The following is a 16,611-nucleotide window of genomic DNA, read 5'->3' on the forward strand; positions in this document are numbered from 1 at the left end:
ATAAATAAAATAAATATAATTTATAGATAAGCCGTATTTACATAAAGACAGCTTATCTACGGCTTATATACTGGTTATATACGGGTTATATACAGATTATCCTATAAAACAACACCATGAAATTAAGCCTTCACCCTGTCCAAAGGACTCCTTCGGAGAGTTGGTCGAAGGTGTCCAGGGGGAGACAAACACGTTTAGAAGAGGCTTCCGGCGAAGCCAATGACCTGGTAAAATATCAAAGCTGTCTCGCCACTTGCTTGACTGGCGTGAGCGGGAATGCGAGTACCGGCGACGATACAATGAAACGATTAGGGCGTATCCCTGGAGTGAGTATGTAATGACGTAAGCAGGCCATTTATCCCCCTACCACGTCACTTAATTGTAAATAGCTTTACTTGTATACACTTTTAGTATTTTATTTTCACTACTGAACAGGAACAGGTAAACCAAAGCCTCACCAAAATAAGGGGTATTTAAGCCGGTCCAATTCATGTTCCCTCTTCTCATTTCTGCAACTAAAAAATTACTTACTGGCCTGGAAAAAGTGACATATCTTTCTTTAATACCTGCATTTTCAGCATATTTTACTATGCTTTCAACTTTATATGGCTGAAAATACAATTGACGCCTGTGGTTCTTGTCTGTAAAGAACGAATCTACTATAGACCGAAGACTGGAATCGCAGTCCATTCCTTCCTGAAAAAGGCCTACCCCCAGCGGCCGGATGATCGGGCTCACATTAAAGGAAGTGTCACCCAGGTTATTCTTTAAGTAGCCAATAACCTGTTGATACTTCATTTCAGGCTCCTGCCCGATCCCCTTTACCACCAGCAATAGGGTTATTAACAGCAATGCAAGCGATTTAATCATCTATCTTATATCTTATAAATTTTGTTGTTGGGACTTTAATTTGCTGCAGGCTTTCTTTTGCGGCCTGATCAAAAGGCACGTATAACATCATACTTTTTTTATCCTCACTTAAACCCAATACAGGCCCATAAGCAGTCCGTTGTCCCCAATCGGGCCCCATTTCTTTCCTTATTTGATTAACCAGTTCTTCATTTGAACCCAAATCAAAGCTGAGCGGCTCAGAAGGATCATCATGCATACCTCCTATTACTGTATGCCGCAGTTCATGAATGAGCGTCATACCAGCCCCAACTGTCTCAGGATTTAATCCAGGTGAAGCGCCTCTCTCCCAGACACCCACAGCAATCTCATCAAATTCAATTTTCGTTCTGGTTTTTGCATCTGTTCTATTTCCTGAACCTGGTACATCAAATACCTTAACTGTCTTTTCATCATCAACCGCATCTTTCATAAATTTCCTGGCTGTAGCACTACTTTTAAAAGATTTATCGACTTTCGCCTTTTTGAAAAGACCAAGAAAACCTTTTGTTTTCTCATACACAAGCTTCCCTTTATTATTCAGAGAAAAAGTAAGGCCGGTCAATTTATGAAGATCCCCCACTATATCTGTTAAAGCAGTGGACCATTTCGAAAAATCACTTAAGTCTACTGAATCTCCTTTGAGATCTATCATCCTGATGGGGTCATTGGCTGCATATTGATAGGGTGATAGTGCATGATACTTAAAGCTGAATCTGTCCTGCGTAAAAAATCTTCCTAACTGAGCATCATACATCCTATGACCGTAATCAATCCACTCCAACCCACTGCCATCACTAAACTCTTTTTCCTGTTTTTCCTTGCCGTTATATTCATACTTATTATCCAGCTTCCCCACTGCTTTTGAACTGATGCCTGCCATGGTAAGCCCGAATGGATAATAATGAGTTTCTTCGGTGATGGGACCAGTATAATGCTGAATACTCAGGTTGTCAAAGAATACATCCCAATTCTGGGTTTCGTTGCTGACGTAAATGTACAAAAATCCGTTTTTAGGGATGGTGACCGTACCGGGCGCAAGGGCATGGATCGCATCGGCTGCCTGTACTGGTATGGCGCCACTACCAGTGGCCACATATTTCAACTGCTCGTCCAGCAGTATCCAGTTGAGGTAGGCCTTGGGTTTGACAGGCTGATTGGGATTGTTACTACTGCGGAAGCTGTTCAAGGCACCCACCAGCGGGCTGCTGCCACCGTTCAAGGCCGACAATGCTCCCTTGCTTTCGCCGGCTACGCCAACAATACCGCCGGCCAGTGAAGTAATGATATCGGTAACGGGGTCATTGTTGACTCCCGCCGTGCCACCGCTCTTGTAGAAGGACTTGACGGCCACCTCTACCTTATCACCGCTCATCACCTTAAGCACAATGGCCGGGCCTACTTTATTGCCACTGCCGTTTACTTTGGCCACCAGGTCGTTCGGATTGGTCACCGGGTTGGGATCTATAGGATAGCCGGCGATAGAGGTTTTGGCGACCACTGTTTGGGCTATGTTGTAAAAGAGCTGTTCTTCTTTGGTACGATAGGCAGTTTCCATCGAAGCGAGGTATTGTGTGGTATCGGTTTGCTCGGTAAGCACCATGCGCACATTACCCAGGTGGTCTTTGAGGAAGTAGTCGTACTGGAATTGATAAGCACTGTCGCCATTGGTAAAGTATCTTTTTACATAACGCAGCCTGCCTTCTTCATGGCCGATGAACTGCAAGGTGTCGTTCTCATACACAGCGCCGGCATGGTAATAAGTATATTTGGCCGGCTTGCCGGTTTCATTGACGGCTTTGCTTAGTTTAGTGCCGGCAGCATCATAGGTGTAGACAATGCTACCTTTGCCACTGACTTGTATCTGTGTGGGCAGGTTCAGGTGGTTGTAGGTGATGCTGGTAATGTTTTTGTTGTTGTCAGTTATAAGGTTACCATTGTTATCATACACATAGTCTACCGTAGTAGCTGTTTTGGTAGTTGTGTAATGAAAATCTCCCAGTTTGGTGCCGGGGACATTCAGGTCGTCCCATACCTGCTCCAGTTGGTTACTGTTGCCTCCTTGCTTGTATTTATAACGCAGGGCATCTATAGTTATATCGGTGCTTCCGGGTGTAATGCCATGCCGGACCATGCTGAGTATGTTGCCATTAGCATCATATTTCATCAGGTAGTTATTGTCTGCATCAAAGCCATGCACACTGAAGTTGGCCTCACTGGCATTAAAGGCGCCGCCGGTAGCTTCGGTGTTTTGCGTGAAAATAGCTTTACCAAAGCGATTAGCCACATCGTATTCAAAATCATATTTACGCCTCACCGCATCGCCTTTGCTTTTCCAGATGGTGCCCGTGATGTTGCCATTGTATTGGGCATTGTTAAAACTGGTAGAGCCGGGAGTGGTAGTTGTTTTATCATAGCCCAGTTCAAAGCCAAAGTAGTTGTCAGTATATCCACCTGTACCTTGATCGAGCAGGTACTTGCGGTTGGCGCCTAGTATCCAGCCACGAATGTTATAATCGTAGGTAAGGGTTTCAAGAGGGCCTCCGCCCGGGCCACCGGCGGGGGAGAGGGTCTTCTTTTTCAGTTGCCCGAGCGCGTCATATTCATGGCTCGCTATGACCTGCTCCGGTTTGTTGACCGCCTGACCATTGATGGTGCTGTTGACTGTTTTTTTCGTAGTAAGCAGGTGGCCCAGGTCGTCATAGTCGAATTTGGTGACCACAACGTTGATATGGTTAGTAAAAGTGCTTTTATTGATCACGACCAATGGCTGGCCCACAAAGTTGTACTGCGTAGTCACCACATCGGCTCCTGCTCCACTTATGTTGTTGCTTTGGGTTTGAATAAGTTTGCCTTTAGCGTCATAGATATTGACGGTATTGATGGAGTAAGGTGTGCCCAGAATCCGTATAAATGTACCCGTGACCAGGCCATTGGCCTGGGTGGATTGCGCTACGGCTTCGGCATAAGGGAATGAGCCGTTGACGGGCAGTAAGTAGCTGTCGTAGGCGGTGATCCGGGAAGCGCTGACCTGGTAGCCACGGGCTGCTACCCAGTCGTAGTTATCATACCAGGTAGTGGTCAGCACATTGGGCGCTGTACCATAAGGATAGGTTTGGGTAGTGGTATAACCACTGGGTTTTGACTGGTCCACCGTTTCATAACGGGTAAGCCAGCTTTCATTGTTTATTACGTGGGTGATGATGGCGGAAAGGCTGGTATTGGTGGGGTCATGATGAAAACCGGTCATGATGGGCCGGTTCAGTGCATCATACTTGGTAAAGATCCAGAGGTTCTGCGGCCGCTGGTTGGCATCCTGGGTGAGTATGAGCCGGTCCCAGCGGTCGTAAACCATATACACCTCTCCCGCGCCCGGTACTTTTTTCATGATCATGCGTTGGCGGGCATCGTATTCATAGCGGAAACATTGCTCGGCCGGTATCGTACTATTGGTAAGCACCCAATTCCCCATGATCAGTTCTATTCCTCTTGGCTGTATCACGCAGCGCAGGTTGTTCTGGTCATCGTATACATAATAAGTGCAGAGCCAGCCGGTGTAGCCACTACCGGAACCGTTGTCTGCAGCAGCAGTAAGTTGTACTTTTTTAAGGATCAGCTTGCCTTCTTTGTCCTTGAACTCGATGACCTGTTTACCATGTTCATCTACCGTTACCGTTTTGTGCAAGGTGCCGGCCGCGTAGGCGCCCGGGCTGGCGTAACTGCTGAAGTTACCTGGAGTACTGCTGACCGTCACATTCCATATCCGCACACTGTCTACCTCTGTGTTTAACAGGTACATTGCTTTTACGGCATGGCTGGTGCCGGGTTGCCAGGTAGCACCGGCTACGCCCGTCTCCCGTGGCCGGCTAAACGGAGAGAACTCGAGGAGGTTTTGGTTATATGGATGGATGTCTTTTGGCGCATCCGAAGCGGTATTGGCCGCGTTGTAATAGTAAGCCTGGCTGGTGGCTGCCGCCGTACGCAAGCTCCCATAGGCGGTTCCATCATCTGCGTAGGGCAAGAACTTTTTTATTTCCCGCCCGTAGTTATCATACTCCACCGGTACTACTATATCTTTTGTACCCTGACTTCCTTTGATAGTCACGGACTGTATGGGCCGGCCCAGTCCGTCGAAATAACTGACCTGCTGCAGCCGGTCGGCCGGAGAGGTTAGCGCATCCACCATTGCCTGGTTAGTGATACCCGGCTTTTTGATATCGCTCTTATGGACATAGTTCCGGTCGGTACTTACCTGGCCATGACTTACTTCCATACCCAACAGGCAAGGCAGGATAACAATTAAAATATATCTCATAGTATAAGATGTACATGGTTAATGAATATCAGATCATGGTGCTATCGGACAAGGTTCTGACTGATATCTATAATAGAAGCCCGAATTATAGCCATCGCTGAAAGTATAGTAATAGGTACACAACCACTGACCATTCTCATAAGTACCGCCAATTGTTATTGATGTTCCGTATTCACAAGTGCCATTGATATATCTCCTTCCCTCATCTGCACAGGAGCATTGGCCATAGGTATTGGCATAGTCAGGCGGCAACGCATTAATTTCTGCGGTAGCCTGTGCATTTGCATCTGCCTGACTAATGAATGATTTATACTTACCTCCGTATACAGTGTACGTCCATGGGATACCCGGCCCTTGCTCCGGCGGGCAGTCGGTCTTGACCATCGGCTGGTTTATCGCTGCGCTTAGCCAATAACACCGTCCTGTATTGTTGGCGTAGTTCTGTCCATTAGCTGTGATATCGGCGGCGGCCATGTTATTGGCTTCTGTCGGGCTAAGTGCCGCATATTTCCCATAAGGTACTACATAGGTCACCTGTTCGCCATAGCTGCCGGGAGAGCAGCCTACTTTGGTAAAGGTGCCCTGTGCCACCGCATTGTAAAACAGTGATTGGGCAGATTGGGTGGGTACAGTACCAAGGCCGTAGTTGTATTTGAAACTTTTCACCATATTTCCATCGCCGTCTTTTATATTCGAAAGTCTCGACAGCCCGTCGTAGGTGTAATAAGCTATATTATTATTCACATCACATTCAGTTAATACACCTATAAGCGGATCATAGGTCCGGGTCGCCATTAACGTCAATGTTGGATAAAGCCTTAACTCGTCTATATAGCCACTGCCACTTACGTTCAGGGTCGTTGCTCCCGTCACTATATGCTCAAAATAGGTCCAGCCGTTTTTAGTAAGGCCCTGCTTTCCGCCTGTACTACCCGAAACGGAAAAACTGCCGGAGGCGTTCTTACGCCAGTAAGAAAGAATATATGTTTTTGTCAGATCAACTGTTGCGGAAATTGAATTACCGGCAAGGTTATAACATTGCCGGCCTGTGGGTGAACTCACATCTGCCACCGGGTTTCCGGTAAAGGTAAATCCTCCTTTACCTGTCGTTTCAAAACTTGTATACCCAATCTCGTTGTCGTGGGCACCCGTTGCTTCAGCAACCGGATACATGTTATTATAGTCCCATATATATGCTTTGGGCATATCATCTGTTTTGGATTGCTCTATTAAATTTTCATTTGCATCATATTTCATGGTGGCTGCAAGCCTGTAATGACTGTCGTAATTGAATACATTGGAGCTGATCGATGACGGTGTTACACTGGCTACAAGAGGTTGCGCCTCCAGGAAGTATATTTTTGAAGACTTGCCCACAATGTAATCGGTAATTTGTCCGCTAATATATCTTGTATTGCCGCCACCGGCGTCCTGGCGGTATTGCAGCTTTTCTACCGGCAGGCCAACAATATTCTTTTGTCGCATCAAGTCAATATTATAAGCAATAGAACCTGTGGTTGCAGTTGGTGCAGCAGCGTAGTCTACCACGTATTTAATATCGGTTTTTAGCTTAGATCCATTGGAAGTTGTTTCTTCAATTCTTGTTGCGTAATTGTGCAAGGGGTTGTCATAGAAAAGATCTTTTGTAGTGACCAGGTATTCATTTCTTATCTCGTCATAGACTTTTATTATCGTCTGCGTCATCCTTTTATTTTGCTGGAAGAAAGAAGAGGTTTCGGGATAACGTACAGTGGGCATAGTTCTGAATTCCACACAACCTGCTGGTGGAGCTTCCCAGTCCCCGTATGGATAATACCAATTTGTAGAGGTTCTGCAATAATATGCCTTATTGGTCTGTTCCTGCAGTGGTTTAGCCATCACGCTGTTCAAAACATCGCCTGTGGTTGTATTATAGGTGTTGGAAATTTCCTGTAATAATTTCCCATCATTACGATAAACGCGCTGGCGCACCAGGTCGCCATTCTCTATATTTTCGTCATTGGCAAAAGCGCCGTTGAAACTATAGTTATAAACCGTTTTACCAAGTGTTTGATTGTTTACAAGGTCTGTTTGTGATTCAGTCACCTGGGTATATCCAAGATGACTTCCCTGGAATGATCCTAAACTAAATATCGAGTTAGCAGAAACGGTAATGGTATATAGAAAATATTCCTCGTTTTCCCGTCTGATTTCACAAGGCGCGCTCTGAAATGGTATAAAATAATGGTGGTAACTGGAAGTGGTTTGATAAAAAGGGAATATTCCCGACCTGCCGCTCCCGGTACCGTCATCAGAAAGATAGGTATATGTTTTTGCCCTGGCCGCTACGCCGTTAAAAGAGTAGTCGGTAATTTTTTTAACCCTTACCCCACCAACCGGGTGATAAAGGCCATCGTCAAATTTTGCCTCGTTGAGTTCGTATTCAAATGTTGTATATCCCCCTGTGGGATAAGTCATTTTATTTAATATGGTGGTAGCAGAACCGGAAAAATCAGCTTCCCTGTTTGCACCCTCTCCAATATTTCTCGCCTGGAAATACATGAAATCAACTAATACTCCGGGAAAATATACATAGGGTACCAGGCTGGTGTTGCCGGCGGCATTATAGAATCCCCAATGGTCGAGGGAAGCTGTAAAACGCTCTGGTATTGGTGTGGCATCGTAAGTGAACGTATAAGCGGGCGGAGATGGTGTAACACCATCTACCGAAATTTCCTGCAAACTTTCTAACCGCAGGCGTCTTTTATTGATAACATTAACATTGTTGAAAAAATAACCGTATGTAAAATCGTATTGCTTTATTAGTTTGTCTGTTGTATTGTTGGTGCTGTACACTTTTACCTGGTTCAATCTTCTGGCGTAAGTATCTTCCGTATCCTGCCTTTGCCCGGTAGCGGAAAGAATATCTACATAGGCTATAGCGATATTTGATCTTTTATAAATGATCTTCTTTAAAAACTTCCGGTGTATCAGCACTTCAGGAGGAGGAAGCGTATAAATGGGGCTTTGATCCACAGGAGAGGCGCAATAAGTATTGGGCGCTTTTACCCCATACGTATATGACACTGATCTATTATTTAACCGGTTCCCATTTTGTATGGATCCTGACAGGTTGGTATGGTATTCAAACTCGATGACCTCATCGCCCGCAGCGGAGATCATCGAGCGCAGGTACCAGGCAGAGGGATAGGTATAGCTAATGGTGGAAGATTGCCCGAAATCATCACTGGGCGTCATTATGCTTGTTTCATCCACGTCAAAAACGTAGGTAATTCCCTGTTCATCCACAATGGTAAAACCGCTGCCAAAAGTGATAGCTTTTAAGTCCTTTTCTTTTTTAAAAACGGTATTATCAGGTTTCACCAGGAACTTACCCGAATGGCCTGCAAAATTGTAGTAATAAATATCAGGCTGGGTTTCAATAATACCATCCTGGATATTTTTCAAATAGGTATCCTGCCCAAAAAAATCCGAGCTTGATGGAGGGTTTAATACATTAGCCACCCCAAAGTAATTACTGGAATTATCGGGATTACCTCTTACAGCTCTTGTTATTACGCCACCCGCATTGAGTGACCAACTGCTGCCACACCAGGTGGCTTCATCTTCGGGCTTAAATCCCGATGCGTTATAACTTATGCTAATTGGAAGTGAGATTGAATTGCCCTTTAATTCGTACAGGGGAATACTGATGGTTGGCGTGCCGGTAAATAACCCTACCGGTACGTTTCCATATTGACCTAACGCAGCAGCTTCGGGCGAAGGAGGTATTACCTCTTTTGCCATAAACTGCATTTTAGCCACTTCCAGGGTTTGATCAGGGGTCTGGCAAAATGCAGCGACAGGTACTGAAGTTGCCAAAATCAGCAACCATAAGGCTTTACTCATAAAGCTTGGGTTTATATTGGTCTATATTTAAAAATGTTGCTTTCGACACGGTTCAGCCTAAAGATTTGCAGTAATTGCTTTTATAAAGGGCTCTGACAAAGGGCTCACTGTTCCTGAAAAGGCTCCGATCATTTTTCCTTCTTTGCTGATGATGAATTTTTGATAATCTCCATTCACCTGCATATCCATCCTGCCGTTTTCTGATTTCCGGGTACACCACTTGTAAAAACCTGCTATTGTTTCTCCTTTTACTGATGTTTTATTCGCCACCAGCAGATCCGGATGTAGGCCGGACACCCATGTCCTGATCTCCTCATTATTCTTCGGTTCTTTATTAAAATCATTGGTGGGAAAAGCAACGACCACGAGCCCGCTTGCAGCATAAGTGCGGCACAGTGTATCCAGTTGAAGCAGTTGTGTATGCCGTTCGCTGCCGGAGGCTATATTGACCACCACGATCAACTTGCCCCGGAGTTTATTGAAGTCGATCTCGCCCCCCGCCACAGCACCAGCTTTGTAGTCATACACTGATTTCTGTGCGAAGCCAATCATCGTTATCAACAGAAAAAAAGAAAGGATAGTTAGTTTCATATTGCGGTGGTTTAAGGTTATTATCATTTATACATAAAGGTTTCTGTTCCAATCCCAGCCGTTTTCGGTGAGCCCTTTGGGCAGGTGGTCCAGCGTCTGAAGGTGGTGTTCGTTAAACCGGGGAAGAAAGTTGATGAACTGATCTGTGAAAGATACTCTGCCTGTTTTTGGCATTTGCGGGCAGGCAAAGGGGGATGAATAGGATAAGTATTCTCATGGACTGTCAGGTTTGGTGTTGGCGGATGCTCTGTTGCTGTTCCTCTCCCTGAAGTAAAGAATAAATTTTCAACCGGCAAAGAACAAACTATTAAATATGAAGTTTCACTCCATAAATGTGCCCTTTGGACAGCCTGACAGTTGATTTTTATTTATTACCGGGTTATAAACATTAACTGTACCCTAAACTCCGATTTACTTTTGCTATTCAGCTCATCCAACCCGCTGCCAGTAGTCGTTTCGGACGGAAATAAGAACTGCGACCAGCGGAACCACAGCAGACAATCTATTTTACTGTTTCTTTTGCGCCGGAGCATCCGGGAGATGTTTTGGCGGAGGTTGATATAATACCGTAGCCCTTTATCCTGGAATATAGGAATAGAGAAATAGTATTGCACATCCTGTTCATAAGCATAGATCCGGGCATTATAGCCGTCCGTTTCAAAGAAATGCAGGCGCATATTGGCAGCGAAAGACCGCTCCGGTGCGTAGGCGATTTCTGTGAATGCAGAAAAACCTTTCTCTGTACGAGCCTGCTCACCTCCCTGGTACCAGGCCAGCTCTACCCTGCTTTTCAACATTATGGTACGCGATGTTTGAAATATGACCTGCGTACGCCAGTTTTGCCGCACCGCATTGACCACCGGTTTTAAAGGTATATCAGCATCTGCTCCGTTAGCCCGTTTATGTTCATGCCGGTAGCGGCATAGCCACTCTACCACTTTATTGGGTTTATACATTAGTTGTATTAGGTAATCGCCTCCGTTACCCGGCGCATTAACCCGGTATTTTAACCAGGGAAAGCGGAAACAATCGGCATAGGCATCCAGTTGCCAGGCAGGCGCAGGCCGCAGGGTAAGCCCTGCATATAAACCCTCTTCATTACCTGGTAAATAATTTTCAGTAAAAGCATTCCCCTGCAAAGCCTGGTATGCTTTATCCAGGCGCCGGTACACGAGGCCAATGTCGGCCTTAGGGTCCAGGCTCATGAGCAGACCACCCAGGAAGGCCTTGTGTAAATTTTGGTCAATCGCCACCTCACCATACAGATGCATGTTGCGATGGGTGAAACTGTAATCAATGCTATGATTGCTCCAGCGCCGGCCTTCCACCGCAAAAATATCATAAGGCTCAGGAGATGATTGCAACGGCCGGGAGAAATGATAGTACACGGTATTGATGCCAATATGCCCCTGTAGACGGCTGTATTTAATAGTACCACCCGCTGCGATACGGCTTAGATTATGACGGTCATTCAACTCCGCCCCGGTGCGGTGGTAACCGGTAGTGAGTATGGAAGTAACGCTATCATTTTTCAGGTTGGCATCCAGCTTACGAAAGGAACCAAATAAAGTGGCTTCCCAGTTCTTATGTTGCAGCGTAATGCCCGCACCCCGGTGAAAATAATATTCACCTGCTGCATTGTAGGGCTTCAGTACCGGTCCCTGGCGCTTTACCTGTAATACAGCAGCGCTTTTCTTAAAGGCAAGGCTTTGCCAGTGAATGAGCCCCTGCCCCATGTTGACCGTGAAATCTCCGAGCGCCAATGCTTTTACTTTGCCCAGTTTACGGGCAAAGCAATGGAAGGAATAGTGATCAAATCCTGCTGGCTGTGATCCATTGAAAAACGATTCGCCCGCATCTTTATCGGCCGTGATGCCATATTGTAACCCGTTATGATAGTTATACCGGTACCGGGAAAAGATACGTTGCGGGCTTCCCTGGTAATGGGCCTTATCTGCCGCAGCCGGCGGTTGAAAGCCTTTTGCTCTTTCCAATACCTGTGATAGTCTTACCAGCAGGGAATGTTCGCCATCACGAAAGCGGTGACCTGCTGGCGCAACAGGGCTTGCTGCTGCATCCAATACTACCAGCGGTAGCAGTTGCCGGATGGTATGCACATCCCATCCCGGAATGGCTTGCAGTTCATGCAGGCTCACCAACCTGCCAAAGAGATGACGATGGCGCAGGAAGCTGGCCACCTGCAAAGCATTTAACATAGGCAGTGCTTCCAGGTCGGCAGCATTGGCTTTATTGAGGTCCAGCGGATGGCGGCGGAAATATTCCACCTGCTGCCAATTGGTATCATCCTCTGTTTCTGCTTCCGTTACTTCAGCCTGATTTTCCAGTTGCTGTTCCTGTGTGGGTAAGGGTTCTTTTTCCTGCGCACCGGCTGTATAGCCCGCCAGCAGTAAGCTTATAATGATGGCTGCTTTCATTGCTGGTCTTTCTTTTTAGCGTTGAAAATGAGCAGGAGACCGGGCGTAATGCCCAGTTGGGGGTGATAGCTGGCTGTAATATCGGTCCGTATGTTTTTCCAGGCCCAGCCCGCTCCCAGAAAAGGCGAAGTAGTGGCCGTAGCCATACCGGCCCGGATAAAGAATCTTTTGTCGGGCACATACTGCATGCCTACCTGCACATTCACCGGCTTCTCTTCCGCTTTTATCATATCGGCACTGAGCAGCAGCTTTTCAGAAATTTCATAGCCTCCTCCTGCTTTGTAAACCCAGGCCATTTTTTCCTGTCCCTGCTTGCCAAACTTTCCGCCGGAAGGGTTAAACAGGTGCATACCGATATGCACCTGATCGGTAATATGCCAGAGAGTACCTATTTCCACCGTTACCGCTCCATCGCTTCCATAACCTGCCGCCCGGATCATGGCATAGTTGAACTGGATGCCCAGGTCTACCTGCCCCAGCTTTTTTCCATAGGCTAGACCGACCTGCGATTCATTGTATTCGCCCGATCCCTGGTAATGGGCTGCGAAGCCCCACCCGCCCAGACTGGTGGGCATTGCCACGACGGCGCTGTAACTGGTCAACTGTTCCAGCAGGAACCTTCTTTCGACGTACACACCTCCGCCTGCCTGCGGCAGGCGGGCCAGTGCGGCCTGATTGGCCGTGGCCGAAAAAACATCCACAAAATGGTAACTGTAAGCCCCCTGCCCTATGTAAGGGGCAGCCTGGGGATAACGAAGTGATTGTGCGGCGGCCGGCCATACGGCCAAGCAGTAACAGGATAGCAACCATGCTTTCAGGTTGCCGGGCAAGCAATAGTTTTTCAAGCAATTGGTTTTGGACTGGAAAAACTAACGTAAAAATTTAGGAAACAGATTAGCAATGTTACCTTTGCGCCATGCAAATTTTAGATGGGCAGCTTGTATCACAGGCTACAAAGGATGAATTGAAGATAAAGGTAGGTCAGTTAAGGACCGAAGGCAAGAAGATACCCCACCTGGCGGCCGTGCTGGTGGGCAATAATGGCGCCAGCGAAACGTATGTAGGTTCCAAAGTAAGGACTTGTGAAGAGATAGGCTTCAAATCCACCCTGATACGCCTGGATGAGAACATCAGCGAGTATAAATTACTGAAGGAAATTGAGGCGCTGAATAATGATCCTGATATTGATGGTATCCTGGTACAGCTCCCCCTGCCCAAACATATTTCCGATGAAGAGGTGATCAATACTATTGATCCTTCCAAGGATGTAGATGGTTTTCATCCTATCAGCGTAGGCCGGCTGGTACAGGGTCTGCCCACTTTTGTGGCGGCTACCCCGCATGGCATTATGCTGATCCTGGAGCATTATAAGGTCGAAACAAAAGGCAAACATGCCGTAGTAATAGGCCGCAGCAATATTGTAGGCCGCCCCATGAGCATTTTGCTGAGCGCCAATACCAATCCCGGTAACTGTACCGTTACCCTTTGTCATTCGCAAACTAAAAACCTGAAGGAGCTTTGCCTGCAGGCCGATATTATCGTAGCTGCCCTGGGCAAACCCGAGTTCCTGACTGCCGACATGGTGAAGGAAGGAGCGGTGGTAATTGATGTAGGCATTACCCGCGTGGCTGACGCCTCCAAGAAACGTGGCTATTCCATTAAAGGCGACGTGGACTTTACCAACGTATCTCCTAAATGCAGTTATATCACCCCCGTGCCGGGCGGTGTAGGTCCTATGACCATTGCCGCCCTGATGAAGAATACCTATGCGGCTTGCCTGGCGAAGAATTAGGCGTAATTTTGCCCCCATGGAAGTAAGTGCAGTACCGGCTGTGATCAGTTTGCCCGTGATGGAAGCCTTTTATACCATTCAGGGAGAAGGGTATTACCAGGGCAAGGCCGCCTATTTTATCCGGCTGGGCGGATGTGATGTAGGCTGCGTATGGTGTGATGTGAAAGAAAGCTGGGACGCCGCCAAACACCCCCTCCAAAGTATTGATGAAATGGTATCCGCCGCTGCTGCCTGGCCCGGCCGGATGGCCGTGGTCACCGGCGGAGAACCCCTGATGCATAACCTGGATGCCCTCACCGCAGCGCTCCATGAAGCTGGTTTCCAGACAAATATTGAAACCTCCGGCTCCTCCCCCCTGAGCGGGGAATGGGACTGGATCTGCCTATCGCCCAAAAAGTTCAAGTTCCCCCTGCCGGAGGTCCTCCCCCTGGCCAATGAACTGAAGGTGGTGATTTTCAATAAGAGCGACTTCGCCTGGGCCGAAAAGTATGCCGCCCAGGTATCTCCCTCCTGTAAATTGTACCTGCAGCCGGAATGGGACAAATCGAAGGAGATGACCCCCCTGATCATTGAATATATTAAAGAAAATCCTCAATGGGAGTTCTCCCTCCAGATCCATAAGTACATCAACGTACCCTGACAGATCCGGCCCGGAAATTGAAATAATCTGTTGTTACTTACGTTTTTAACAATTGGGCCCTATCTTCAGGGAAGAAAATATCGTCTAAGGATAAAAGGCCGTCTGAACCACAAAAATGTTAGCATGGGCATTAAACGCTTCTGTACCATATTGTCATTTCTTATTCTTCCTGTATTGGTCATAGCTCAATATGATCCCTCCAAAATGAAGCGGAAAGCAGTGGAGCTTTATGAAAGGGGCATCAGGCAAGCCCAGGAAGACGATTTTAAAGGTGGTATCAATACCTTGAAGGAGGCTGTAAAAATAGAGCCTCGTTTCCTCGATGCCTATCTCTCCATTGCCGGCATGTACGGCGAACTAAAAGATTACCAGGGCTCCATTGAAAATTATGAAAAGGCCAAAGCGATTGATGCCGCTTATTTCAAAGATTTCAACCTTCCCTTTTCTATCAACTTAGCCGGCAAAGGCGAATTCGCCAAAGCCCTTGAAGCAGTGAACGAGTTCCTGACCATTCCCAACCTGCATGAACAGAGCGTCAAAGCCGGGGAATTCCGCCGGAAAAGCTACCAGTTTGCCATTGAATACGCCAAACAAAAGCCGTTGCTGGATTATAAGTTTGAACCCCAGAATATGGGCGACAGTGTGAATTCTGTTTTTTCGGAATACTACCCTACCCTTACGATTGATGGCAATGAACTGATCATCACCCGCCGGGTAAAACATTATAATGAAGATTTTTTTGGCACTACCCGTGTGAATGGCAGGTGGTCTAAAGCCACGCCCCTTTCCGGCGATATTAATACCGATGCCAATGAAGGCGCCCAAACAATCTCCCAGGACGGGCAATGGCTGATTTTCACCGGCTGTAATTTCCCTGATGGCTATGGTAGCTGCGACTTGTATATTTCTTACCTCACTAACGACGGATGGAGCGCCCCCGTGAACCTGGGCAAGCGGGTGAATAGTGATGCCTGGGAATCGGCCCCCTCTTTATCGCCCGATAAGCGCGACCTGTATTTTGCCAGCAAACGCAATGACGGCTATGGCGGCAGTGATATTTATGTAAGCCATTATTTACCCAACGGACAATGGAGTGAAGCAGAGAACCTCGGCCCCGAAGTAAATACGGCCGGAGATGAAAGCTGCCCTTTTATGCATGCCGATAACCAGACTTTGTATTTCACCTCCAATGGTCACCTGGGCTATGGCGGCGATGACCTGTTTGTGATTAAGAAAGGCTCTAAAGACACCTGGGGCAAGGCGATGAACCTGGGCTACCCCATTAATACGATCGAAAATGAAGGCAGCCTGATCGTAGCGGCAGACGGTAAAACGGCTTATTACGCCAGCGACCGCAGCGACAGCAGGGGCGGACTGGATATTTATACATTTGAGTTAAGGAATGATATACGTCCGGCCAGAACGCTTTGGGTGAAAGGAAAGGTATTTGACAAGAAAACGACCAAAGGATTGCCTTCTGCTATTGAATTGACCGACCTCGCCACCCAGGAGGTGATGAGCAAGGTGCAAACAGATGAAACAGGTAATTACCTGGTTACTTTACCAGTGGGAAAAGATTATGCCTTTAATGTGAACCGTAAAGGATACCTGTTCTTCTCTGATAATTTCTCCCTGAGCCAGAAAGCGCCCGACTCCACATACCATATAGATATCCCATTACAGCCACTGGAAGCCAATGCTTCTATTGTGCTGAAGAATATTTTCTTCGACACCAGGCAATTTAGCCTGAAGCCGGAATCTACCACTGAACTGGATAAACTGTTTGTTTTGTTGCGCGACAATCCTACACTGCGCATACAGATCAGCGGTCATACCGATAATGTAGGCAAGCCGGAAGATAACCTCGTACTGTCTAACAATCGCGCACAGGCTGTGGTGAAATACCTGGTGAGCAAAGGCATTGATCAGCAACGCCTGTCATTCAAAGGCTTTGGCGAAACTGTGCCCGTAGCCGATAATGCTACCGAAGAAGGCCGCGCGCAGAACAGGCGCACAGAGATGAAGGTGATTAGTCATTAATCTGAACCAGGATTGGAAGGAT

General features: G+C 47.0%; 9 protein-coding genes. 3 read left to right on the plus strand and 6 right to left on the minus strand.

Going from position 1 to position 16,611, the window contains the following annotated elements; translation table 11 throughout:
• Nucleotides 1-375: 375 nt before the first annotated feature.
• From HB364_RS31150 to HB364_RS31175, 6 genes are all read right to left on the minus strand, one after another.
• A complete protein-coding gene (locus HB364_RS31150; RefSeq protein WP_167292366.1) occupies nucleotides 376-870 on the minus strand; it encodes a hypothetical protein in 495 nt (164 codons plus the stop codon).
• Nucleotides 863-5,203 (minus strand): DUF6443 domain-containing protein, encoded by a 4,341-nt coding sequence (locus HB364_RS31155; protein WP_208420163.1) that lies wholly within the window; start codon nucleotides 5,201-5,203, stop codon nucleotides 863-865. Before HB364_RS31155 ends, HB364_RS31150 begins: the two co-directional genes overlap by 8 nt.
• Before the next feature lie 33 nt (nucleotides 5,204-5,236).
• Nucleotides 5,237-8,989, minus strand: coding sequence for a DUF5977 domain-containing protein (locus HB364_RS31160; RefSeq protein ID WP_167292367.1), 3,753 nt, complete (start codon nucleotides 8,987-8,989; stop codon nucleotides 5,237-5,239).
• A 159-nt stretch (nucleotides 8,990-9,148) separates the two neighbouring features.
• Nucleotides 9,149-9,682: a hypothetical protein gene (locus HB364_RS31165; RefSeq protein ID WP_167292368.1), complete on the minus strand. Its 534-nt coding sequence runs from the start codon at nucleotides 9,680-9,682 to the stop codon at nucleotides 9,149-9,151.
• 371 nt (nucleotides 9,683-10,053) lie between these two features.
• The gene (locus HB364_RS31170) at nucleotides 10,054-12,117 is read right to left on the minus strand and encodes a ComEA family DNA-binding protein (RefSeq protein WP_167292369.1); all 2,064 of its coding nucleotides are present in this window, start codon (nucleotides 12,115-12,117) and stop codon (nucleotides 10,054-10,056) included.
• On the minus strand, nucleotides 12,114-12,962 hold the full coding sequence (locus tag HB364_RS31175; RefSeq protein ID WP_167292370.1) for a hypothetical protein: 849 nt from the start codon (nucleotides 12,960-12,962) through the stop codon (nucleotides 12,114-12,116). Before HB364_RS31175 ends, HB364_RS31170 begins: the two co-directional genes overlap by 4 nt.
• Nucleotides 12,963-13,033: 71 nt before the next feature.
• Here HB364_RS31175 and folD point away from each other — a divergent pair, with 71 nt between their 5' ends.
• From folD to HB364_RS31190, 3 genes are all read left to right on the plus strand, one after another.
• Nucleotides 13,034-13,909: a bifunctional methylenetetrahydrofolate dehydrogenase/methenyltetrahydrofolate cyclohydrolase FolD gene (gene folD, locus HB364_RS31180; protein WP_167292371.1), complete on the plus strand. Its 876-nt coding sequence runs from the start codon at nucleotides 13,034-13,036 to the stop codon at nucleotides 13,907-13,909.
• Between the two features lie 16 nt (nucleotides 13,910-13,925).
• Entirely contained in the window at nucleotides 13,926-14,549 is a 624-nt protein-coding gene (locus HB364_RS31185) for a 7-carboxy-7-deazaguanine synthase QueE (RefSeq protein WP_246228672.1), read from the plus strand.
• Between the two features lie 123 nt (nucleotides 14,550-14,672).
• Nucleotides 14,673-16,589, plus strand: coding sequence for an OmpA family protein (locus HB364_RS31190; RefSeq protein WP_167292372.1), 1,917 nt, complete (start codon nucleotides 14,673-14,675; stop codon nucleotides 16,587-16,589).
• Nucleotides 16,590-16,611: the final 22 nt, after the last annotated feature.

This window comes from Paraflavitalea devenefica (assembly GCF_011759375.1).
Taxonomy (GTDB): domain Bacteria; phylum Bacteroidota; class Bacteroidia; order Chitinophagales; family Chitinophagaceae; genus Paraflavitalea; species Paraflavitalea devenefica.